Genomic DNA, 8,939 nt, shown 5'->3' with positions numbered 1-8,939 from the left:
TGACGTGGGTCCTAGACAAGCCACACCTCAACCGGAGGTTCTCCCCACGTCAACCAGAACCTTCCGCTACCAACGTCCTGGCCAAATACACCTAGCGGCGCGCCTGTTCGTCATAAGCCCGGCTCGGCGGCCCAAAACCTCCCAACGCCGGCAACTTCGGAGCCGGCAGCCCGAACCGACGTTGGGCGGCCGCCCGAGAGGTCGCGTGGCCGTTCCGCGCACCGCCCCTCCGGTCCGGCAGTTCGCTCCCCCGTTGACCGGGGCTAGCGGCGCGGCTGTTCGCTCGGCCCGACGTGGTCGCGGGCCCACTCGTTGAAGGCGCGCAGCCGGCGCCAGGACTTGCGGACGCGGTCGAAGGCCTCGCGTTCGTGGAGGAAGTCGGCGGGTTCCCAGGAGCGGGCGGCGTACACGGAGCGGTAGCGCAGCAGGTCGAGGCGGGGGTGGTCCTCGGCGAAGCCGCGGGGGCGGGACTTGAGGCGGTCGCCGAGGATGTCGAAGCCGGCGCGCTCGAGTTTGGCCAGGATCTGTTCCAGGGCGGGGCCGTGGAGCTCCGTGTCGACGGCCGTGCGGAAGCGGGCGATCTGGTCGGAGGCGAGGTGGAAGCAGCCGCCGCCGACGCGCAGGCCCGCGGGGCTCAGCTCGACGTAGTAGGCGCCGCCGCCGCGGCCCGACTCGATGACGCCGCCGCAGTGCGTCTTGTACGGGGTCTTGTCCTTCGCGAAGCGCACGTCGCGGTAGGGCCGGAACACCTTGCCCTCGCCGAAACCCTCGCCGAACTCCGGCTCCAGCTCCTTGAGCAGGGCCTCCATCGGCTCGCGCACGTCGGACTTGTAGGTGGCGACGTGCTGGTCCCAATAGGACTTGGAGTTGTCGGCCTCGAGCCCGTCGTAGAAATCGACGGCGTACTCACCGAATCCCGTGAACTTCACTCCCAGCACGATAATCCGCCCCACCGACAGTTTCTCCGCCGGAGCGGGTCGGTGCCTGGGGACCCGGTGCGGCCGGCGCGCCCCTGCGCCGCCGGCCGCACCGGAAGCGATCACTTCGCGACGGCCGTCACCAGCTCGCCGTTGGCCGTGTCACCGGACAGCTCCCACACCATGGCGCCGCCGAGGCCCTGCTGCTTCGCGTAGCTGATCTTGCCGCCGATCGTCGACGGGGTGTCGTAGCTCCACCAGTTCGACCCGCACTTGGCGTACGCGGTGCCCGCGATCGTGCCGGTCGACGGGCAGCTCGACTTCAGGACCTTGTAGTCCTCGATGCCGTCCTCGAACTTGCCCTTCGCCGGGCCGGTGGCCGTGCCGCCGGGTGCGCTCTGGGTGACGCCGGTCCAGCCGCGGCCGTAGAACCCGATGCCCAGCAACAGCTTCGACGCCGGCACGCCCTTGCTCTTCAGCTTCTGGATCGCCGCGTCGGAGTAGAAGCCGGCGGTGGGGATGCCGGCGTAGGAGGTCAGCGGCGAGTGCGGAGCCGTCGGGCCCTGTGCCGCGAACGCGCCGAAGTAGTCGTAGGTCATCACGTTGTACCAGTTCACGTACTGCGCGGCGCCCGCGTAGTCGGCGGCGTCGATCTTGCCGCCGTTGGTGCCGTCGGCCGTGATCGCCGCGGTGACGAGCTTCGACGAGCCGAACTTGGCGCGCAGCGCGGACATCAGGTTCCTGAACGCGGCCGGACCGCTGGAGTCGCAGCTCAAGCCGCAGGCGTTCGGGTACTCCCAGTCGATGTCGATGCCGTCGAACACGCCGGCCCAGCGCGGGTCGTTCACGAGGTTGTAGCAGGAGTTCGCGAACGCGGTGGGGTTCTGCGCGGCCTGGGCGAAGCCGCCGGACAGGGTCCAGCCGCCGAACGACCACAGCACCTTGAGGCCGGGATGCTTGGCCTTGAGCTTCTTCAACTGGTTGAAGTTGCCCGCGAGCGGCTGGTCCCACGTGTCCGCGACGCCGTCGACACTGCCCGCGGCGTCGTAGGTCTTCTGGTAGTCGGCGTAGGTGTCGACCATGGCGCAGCCGCCGTTGGTGACGTTGCCGAACGCGTAGTTGATGTGCGTGAGCTTCGCGGCGGAGCCGGAGGTCTCGACGTTCTTCACGTGGTAGTTGCGGTCGTACACACCCCACTCGGTGAAGTAGCCGACCACCTTCCCGACCGACGCCTGCGGGGCGGCCGGCGCTGCTGTGGCGGCGGTGGACACAGGGGCGGCCACGGCCGCCAAGGCGAGTGCGGCGCTGGCCAGGCTGACGAGCGCCAAGAAGCTCTTCCTGCGCGGACGGGGCATGCCGGCTCCCTTCGGGGAGTCACACCAGGTGACCGAACGGGGACAGTGGGGACTCTCACACCGTAAGTGGACTAGACCAATAGGTCAATGGTCCAGTCCAGGGAATCAACCGGACAATTCGACCACTGATGTCGATCACGCGCGGAGCGAGGACGACCTGGTGACGGTGCGGCGACCACCTGCGTCTGGCGGTCTGTGCGGCGGCCGAGCCGGACTCGTCAGGCAGGCGTCTCGAACGTGATCCCCACGGCCGCCGCACGGCGTTCGCCCCAGGCGTACAGGGCGGTGAGCGCCGGGCCGAGGGCTTCGCCGTCCGCGGTGAGGCGGTATTCGACGTGGGGGACGCGGCCGTCGACGGACTGGCGGTGCACGAGGCCGTCGGCGGTGAGCTCGCGGAGCTGCTGGGTGAGCATCTTCTCGCTGATGCCCGGCATGCGGCGGCGCAGCTCGCCGTAGCGGTGCACGCCCTCCTTGAGGTGCGCGAGGATCACCGGCTTCCAGCGGCCGCCGATGACGTCGACGGTGAGCTCCACCGGGCACCAGTACCGCCTGCCCGCCATCACGGCCTCCTCGCTACGCACTGGAAAGTACGTGGTTGCCCGCCCGCGCCGGGTGCGCTCTGCTGGCCACATGATTGTGGAATACCTGCGCTACACCATCCCGCCCGACCGTGCGGCGGCGTTCGAGGCCGCGTACGCCGACGCGGCCGGCTCGCTCGAGAAGGCGCCCCAGTGCGTCGGCTACGACCTCAGCCGCTGCGTCGAAGACCCTACGCGCTACGTGCTCGCGATCCGCTGGACCTCGGCCGAGGCGCACCTCGAAGGCTTCCGCCGCGGCCCGCACTTCCCGCCGTTCTTCGCGGCGATCCGCGACTACGTCGGCGACCTCGACGAGATGCGCCACTACGAGCCGACGGCCGTCAGCGGCCCGCGCCCGCCCACGCTGTACGAATGGGCCGGCGGCGCCCCCGCGCTCGGGCGCCTGACCGAGGCCTTCTACCGGCGCGTGCCCGAAGACCCGCTGCTGGAACCGGTGTTCCGCGGCATGGACGCCCACCACGCCGAGCACGTCGCGGTCTGGCTCGGCGAGGTGCTCGGCGGCCCGGCCGACTACACCGCCCAGCACGGCGGGCACCCGCACATGATCGGCCGGCACCTCGGCCGCGGGATCACCGAGGAGCAGCGCCGCCGGTGGGTTTCGCTGCTGCTCGACGCCGCCGACGAGACCGGCCTGCCCGCCGACCCGGAGTTCCGCGCCGCGTTCGCCGGGTACCTGGAGTGGGGCAGCCGGCTGGCCGTCCTGTTCTCCGCGCCCGGCGCCGAACCGGCGACGGACGAACCGGTACCGCACTGGGACTGGACGATGCCGCCGTGGCAAGGGTCCTAGCCGAGTAGCCGCCGAGCCGTGGCCAGGGCGGTGTCTCTGCCGGCCGCGAGCTCGGCGGGCGTGAACACCGGCGTGCGGATGTCCGGCGCGATGCCGGCACCGTCGTACGTGCGCCCGTGCGGGTCGAGGTACTCCTCGTTGGGCACGACGGCCGTCCAGCCCGGCTGGGGCAGGGTGCGGTCCATGGTGTCGGAGTAGACGCCCTGGGTGTTCTCGCCGATCAGCACCGGCCGGGGCGTGCGGTTGAGCAGGGCCTGGGTGAAGGTCTCCCCCGCCGACACGTCGAGGCTCCCCACGAGGACGGCGAGCGGACCGGTGTAGTGCGGTCCGGTTGACGGGTGCACGAAAACCGGCTGGGGAACGGTGAAACCGGCACCGTCGCGGGCGCGCTTGGCGTAGGCGAAGTGCGGTGTGTCGGTCAACCGCGCCGCGACGTCCAGGCCCAGGGGGTCGGCGCCACCGCCGTTCGCGCGCAGGTCCAGCACCAGTCCGCGCAGCGACCGGACCCGCGACGGGGTGAAGATCTCGTCCAGCGCGGCGGACAGGACCTGCCGGTCGCCGGCGAAGGTGTCCGTGTAGCCCTGGAAACCCGTGATCCGCAGATAACCGACGCCGCCCGGCAGTTCCGCGTACGTGATCGCGCCCTCCGCCCAGCTCCGCGCCGGAACGCCGAGAGCGGCATCCGTGACGGCGACCGCCCGCGGGATGATCGACGGGTCCGGCGTGCCCGGCCGCGTCGAGGTGCAGCGGCGATCCGGCGTGAGCAGGCCGACGTGCGCGTCGTGCAGCGGTGTGATCAGTCCACAAAGGACGTCGTACAGCCGGTCCGGGTGCGCGGCGACCTCGGCGCGGGCCGCTCTCCCCTGAGCCGGCCAGTCGACGCCCTTGGCCGCGAAGAACGGGTAGTTCTCGGCGTACGTGTGCCAGAAAACGTCGAACGTGGCCAGCGGACTCCGGTCCGGCGGCGCCGAACACGCAGCGGGCAGCCCGCCTGGCACGCGGTGCAGCGACCGGACACCCAGGTCGCCGTCGAAGCTCAGCGTGCCGCCTCGGACGGTCGCGACGGTGCCTTCGTTCGTGGCGAACGTCGTCCCGTCTCCGGTTCCGGTCAGGGAGCCCGGCAGGCAGCTGACCGCAGTGACGTCGTAGGTGGTCAGCCGGCCGCCCGAGATCCGCACGAGCTGCCCGTAGCCCTCGGTCCGCCACACACCGTCCACAGCGGACGAGGGAACCACCACGGCCGAGAGAAAAGCCAAGCCCGCCAAGAGAATGCGCATGGCAGCGACCGTAATGATCCACAACCGCGACCGGGAATCCCGCGTACCCCCGCACGCCGGGTGGGGCTGGCCCCACCCGGCGCGGAACGACTCAGCCGAAGAAGACTTCGGCCTCTTCGTAACGCTCCAGCGGCACCGTCTTCAGCTCGGCGGTCGCCTCGGACAGCTTCACGCGCACGATGTCGGTGCCCTTCAGCGCCACCATCACGCCGAAGTCGCCGTCGGCCACCGCGTCCACGGCGTGCAGGCCGAAGCGGGTCGCGAGCACGCGGTCGTACGCGGTCGGGGTGCCGCCGCGCTGCACGTGGCCCAGCACGACCGCGCGCGACTCCTTGCCGGTGCGGTGGGCGATCTCGTCGGCCAGCCAGGTGCCGATGCCGCCGAGGCGGACGTGCCCGAAGGCGTCCTTCTCGCCCGTGACCAGCTTCTCCTCGCCGCCCTCGGGCAGCGCGCCCTCGGCGACGACGATGATCGGCGCGTACTCGTTCTCGAAGCGGCGCTCGACCCACTCCACGACCTGGTCCACGGAGAAGTGGCGCTCCGGCACCAGGATCACGCTGGCGCCGCCGGCGAGGCCCGAGTGCAGGGCGATCCAGCCGGCGTGGCGGCCCATGACCTCCACGACCAGCGCGCGGTGGTGCGACTCGGCCGTGGTGTGGAGCCGGTCGATCGCCTCGGTGGCGATGGAGACGGCGGTGTCGAAGCCGAACGTGTAGTCGGTGGCGCCCAGGTCGTTGTCGATCGTCTTGGGCACGCCGACGACGCCGATGCCGTCGTCGGTGAGGCGCTTCGCGACGCCGAGGGTGTCCTCGCCGCCGATCGCGATCAGCGCGTCGATCTCCTGCTCGGCGAGCACGGCCTTGATCTTCTCGACGCCGCCCTCGACCTTGTACGGGTTGGTCCGCGACGAGCGCAGGATCGTGCCGCCGCGCGTGAGGATGTCCTCGACGTCGCGCAGGCCCAGCGGCTTGCTCTCGCCCGTGAGCGGCCCCTGCCACCCGTTGCGGAAGCCCGTGAAGTCCCAGCCGTGCACCTCGATGCCCTTGCGGACCACCGCGCGGATCACCGCGTTCAGGCCCGGGCAGTCACCGCCACCCGTCAGCACACCGACACGCATCTCTTGCCTCCGTCTTCGTCACGTTGGAGATCGCAGTCACATTTCGCCGCCAGAGTAGCGGCAATCGTCTGGATCGGTGCAGGGCGTACCACCTGGCGAATCGGTCCTCGCGCCCCGGCGGCGGCCGCGTGTGCTAACTTGATCGGCGTGCAGCGCTATTTCTGGTTTACGAAGCCGGCCCCGGGTGGGCACGGCGGCGTGAACCTGCGCTGAGCCCCCACCCCGAGCCGGATTCGAAAACCGGCTCGGCGAGTTCCCGCGGGTCGGTGTCCACCAGGAAGGAACCCACCCGCCGTGACCACCCCGCAGCTGACCGCCGGGCCCGCCGACGCGAGCACCCTCGACAACCAGCGCACCACGTCGATCAGCCCGCTGATCTCCCCCGCCTTACTGCGCGAAGACCATCCCGTGGACGCCGCCGTGGCGAAGGTCGTGCACGCCGGCCGCACCGAGACCGTCGACATCCTCGACGGCCGCGACGACCGCCTCGCCGTGGTCGTGGGCCCGTGCTCGGTCCACGACCCGGAAGCCGCGATCGAGTACGCAAACAAGCTGGCCGCCAAGGCCGAAGAACTGCGCGCCGACCTGCACATCGTGATGCGCGTGTACTTCGAGAAGCCGCGCACCACGCTGGGCTGGAAGGGCCTGATCAACGACCCCGACCTCGACGGCACCTTCGCCGTCAACAAGGGCCTGCGCCTGGCCCGCAAGCTGCTGCTCGACGTGTCGGCGCTCGGCCTGCCGGTGGGCTGCGAGTTCCTGGACCCGATCACGCCGCAGTTCATCGCCGACATCGTCACGTGGGGCTCCATCGGCGCGCGCACGGCGGCGAGCCAGGTGCACCGCCAGATGTGCAGCGCGCTGTCGATGCCGGTGGGCATCAAGAACTCCGTGGAGGGCGACATCCAGGTGGCGGTGGACGCCACCCGCGCGGCCGCCGCGTCGCACGTGTTCCCGGGCATCAACACCGACGGCCTCGCGGCGCTGCTGACCACCTCCGGCAACCCCGACTGCCACGTCATCCTGCGCGGCAGCTCCCAGGGCCCGAACTACGACGCCGCCTCGGTCACCGAAACCCTCGGCCGGCTCGCCAAGTCGGGCCTGCCGGAGCGCGTGATCATCGACGCGAGCCACGGCAACAGCAACAAGGACCACGTCCGCTCCCGCGAGGTCGTGCTGGAGCTGGCCGACCGGATCGCCTCGGGCGAACGCGGGATCGTCGGGCTGATGATGGAGAGCTTCCTGACGGCGGGCGCCCAGAAGCTGGTGCTGGGGCACGCTTCGGAGCTCACGTACGGCCAGTCGATCACCGACGCGTGCCTCGACTGGGACACGACGGCGGATCTGCTGGACACGTTGGCTGGTGCGGTGCGGGCTCGGCGCTGAAGTCAGTTCGCGCAGCCGGGTTGAGTGTGGAGCCACGCTGACGCGGCCGCGATCACCTCGTCGGTGGTCGCGGTCGCGGGTAGTGGGTGGTCGGGTTCGATGGGGGTGTTGCTGTAGGCGCGGCCGGTCCGGTCGACGTCCACGACCGACGTGATCAGCAGTTGGGCGCCGTCGCTCAGCGGAAACACCGCGTTGCCGGTCGCGAAGCCCGCGGTGGGCTGGCCGAAGGTCCGTGCGCGGGCGAGGCCGCGGAAGGCGATGAGGGTCGCTTCGCCGGAGCTGCCGGTGCGGGCCGAGGTGAGGACGGCGACGGGTGGCTTGGGGTTGGCCAGGCGCAACGGGTTGGTTTCGGCTACCGGCGCCGTGCCGATGGTGATGCGGCCGGCGTGCAGGGTCCAGGGGGTCGAGCCGTCCGGGCCCGCGAAGGAGCCCAGCATGCCGTCGTCGAGCAGTGGGGCGACGACGGTGAGCATCGGGTGCATGTCGCCGCCGCCGTTGTCGCGCAGGTCGACGATCCAGCCGCACGGGTGGCTCGCGTCGGCGGAGCGGAGAGCGGCCACCCCCGCGGCGACATAACGGCCTTCCGCGGCCGGGTTCAGGTGGAACTCGGGCACCGTCAGCACGGCCACGTCACCGTCGGTGCGGCTGCTCGGGACGGCGACAGTCGCCGGTGGCGCGGGCACGGCCTGCGCCGGGCCGACCAAGCTGGTGTGGTGATTGCCCAGCTCGGCGATCACGTTGCGGATCGCCGAGTACGTGCCCGCCGGCTCCGTCACGCCCGCGATTCGGCGCAGGGCGTCGGCTTCCGCAGCCGGCCAGTCGACGGAGTCCCGGTCGATCGAGTGAGCGCGGAGCAGGCCGATGGCGTTGAGCAGGTAGTCGCGTGCCGGGTTCGGTGGCGGGGCCGTCGCGGCGGTGGCCAGGCCGAGTACGAGAACCAAGACCACGAGCCCAGCAAGAACCCGACGCACCCAGAACTCCCCCAGGAAGAAAACTCAGCGGCGCCGGAACGCCGGCTCGATCACTTCCCAGCGTTGCAGGTTGTGTTTCGCGTCGGCAAGCGCGTCGTGCTGATCCGTGGGCGCCAAAGGCAGCTTCGGTTTGCCCGCGTCTTCCCAGCGTTGGCGCAGGTCACGGGTGAAGCGGGGCAGTTGGCGCGGCAACGCCGGCATGGGGCCCCACAGCTGGGCGAGCGCGACGTGGTCGTAGGCGGCGAACCAGGCCCACAGTTCGATGCCGCCCGGGGGCTTGCCGAAGAACTCGAGCAGGTCGGTGCGGATCTGGGAACGGCTGCGCCACGCCTGGTCCGCGGGCGAGGGCAGCTTGGGCAGCACGTTGTCGCGCACCCACGGGCCCGCTTTGGCGGGGTCGAAGTCGGTCGACACGGCGTAGAACTCGCGGCCGCGCTCGTCAACGACACCGATCGAAACCAGGTCGATCGTCACGCCGTCCTCGATGAACTCGGTGTCGTAGAAAAAACGCACCGGTGAACTCTAGTGGC

The 8,939-nt window shown here is 70.8% G+C and carries 9 protein-coding genes; 2 read left to right on the top strand and 7 right to left on the bottom strand.

Features of this window, described 5'->3' with window-relative positions; all coding sequences use genetic code 11:
- Positions 1-263: 263 nt before the first annotated feature.
- The 3 genes from ACFY1H_RS44315 to ACFY1H_RS44305 form a co-directional block, all read right to left on the bottom strand.
- Complete coding sequence (locus tag ACFY1H_RS44315) at positions 264-929, bottom strand: DUF2461 domain-containing protein (RefSeq protein ID WP_386956081.1); 666 nt, start codon at positions 927-929, stop codon at positions 264-266.
- Positions 930-1,039: 110 nt separating this feature from the next.
- Positions 1,040-2,272, bottom strand: a complete 1,233-nt coding sequence (locus tag ACFY1H_RS44310; RefSeq protein WP_386956080.1) for a glycoside hydrolase family 18 protein — start codon at positions 2,270-2,272, stop codon at positions 1,040-1,042.
- 218 nt (positions 2,273-2,490) lie between these two features.
- Positions 2,491-2,832: a winged helix-turn-helix transcriptional regulator gene (locus tag ACFY1H_RS44305; RefSeq protein WP_386956079.1), complete on the bottom strand. Its 342-nt coding sequence runs from the start codon at positions 2,830-2,832 to the stop codon at positions 2,491-2,493.
- Between the two features lie 70 nt (positions 2,833-2,902).
- Here ACFY1H_RS44305 and ACFY1H_RS44300 point away from each other — a divergent pair, with 70 nt between their 5' ends.
- Positions 2,903-3,658 (top strand): antibiotic biosynthesis monooxygenase, encoded by a 756-nt coding sequence (locus ACFY1H_RS44300; protein ID WP_366583494.1) that lies wholly within the window; start codon positions 2,903-2,905, stop codon positions 3,656-3,658.
- Here ACFY1H_RS44300 and ACFY1H_RS44295 read toward each other — a convergent pair.
- A complete protein-coding gene (locus ACFY1H_RS44295) occupies positions 3,655-4,935 on the bottom strand; it encodes a S41 family peptidase (protein WP_386956077.1) in 1,281 nt (426 codons plus the stop codon). The two genes, ACFY1H_RS44300 and ACFY1H_RS44295, sit on opposite strands and share 4 nt — an antisense overlap.
- 91 nt (positions 4,936-5,026) lie before the next feature.
- Positions 5,027-6,052: a 6-phosphofructokinase gene (locus ACFY1H_RS44290; protein WP_366583496.1), complete on the bottom strand. Its 1,026-nt coding sequence runs from the start codon at positions 6,050-6,052 to the stop codon at positions 5,027-5,029.
- A gap of 294 nt (positions 6,053-6,346) precedes the next feature.
- On the opposite strand from ACFY1H_RS44290, the gene ACFY1H_RS44285 reads away from it, so the two are divergent.
- Positions 6,347-7,438, top strand: coding sequence for a 3-deoxy-7-phosphoheptulonate synthase (locus ACFY1H_RS44285; protein ID WP_386956076.1), 1,092 nt, complete (start codon positions 6,347-6,349; stop codon positions 7,436-7,438).
- A 2-nt stretch (positions 7,439-7,440) separates the two neighbouring features.
- On the opposite strand, the gene ACFY1H_RS44280 is transcribed toward ACFY1H_RS44285, so the two are convergent.
- Both ACFY1H_RS44280 and ACFY1H_RS44275 read right to left on the bottom strand, forming a co-directional pair.
- The gene (locus ACFY1H_RS44280; RefSeq protein WP_386956075.1) at positions 7,441-8,379 is read right to left on the bottom strand and encodes a S41 family peptidase; all 939 of its coding nucleotides are present in this window, start codon (positions 8,377-8,379) and stop codon (positions 7,441-7,443) included.
- A 54-nt stretch (positions 8,380-8,433) separates the two neighbouring features.
- Complete coding sequence (locus tag ACFY1H_RS44275) at positions 8,434-8,922, bottom strand: polyadenylate-specific 3'-exoribonuclease AS (protein WP_366583499.1); 489 nt, start codon at positions 8,920-8,922, stop codon at positions 8,434-8,436.
- Between the last annotated feature and the right edge of the window lie 17 nt (positions 8,923-8,939).

It is taken from the genome of Amycolatopsis sp. NPDC001319 (assembly GCF_042896185.1).
In the GTDB taxonomy this organism is placed as follows: domain Bacteria; phylum Actinomycetota; class Actinomycetes; order Mycobacteriales; family Pseudonocardiaceae; genus Amycolatopsis.
The sequence above is the reverse complement of the archived record's forward strand: the minus strand, read 5'-3'. Positions and strand labels throughout refer to the sequence as shown.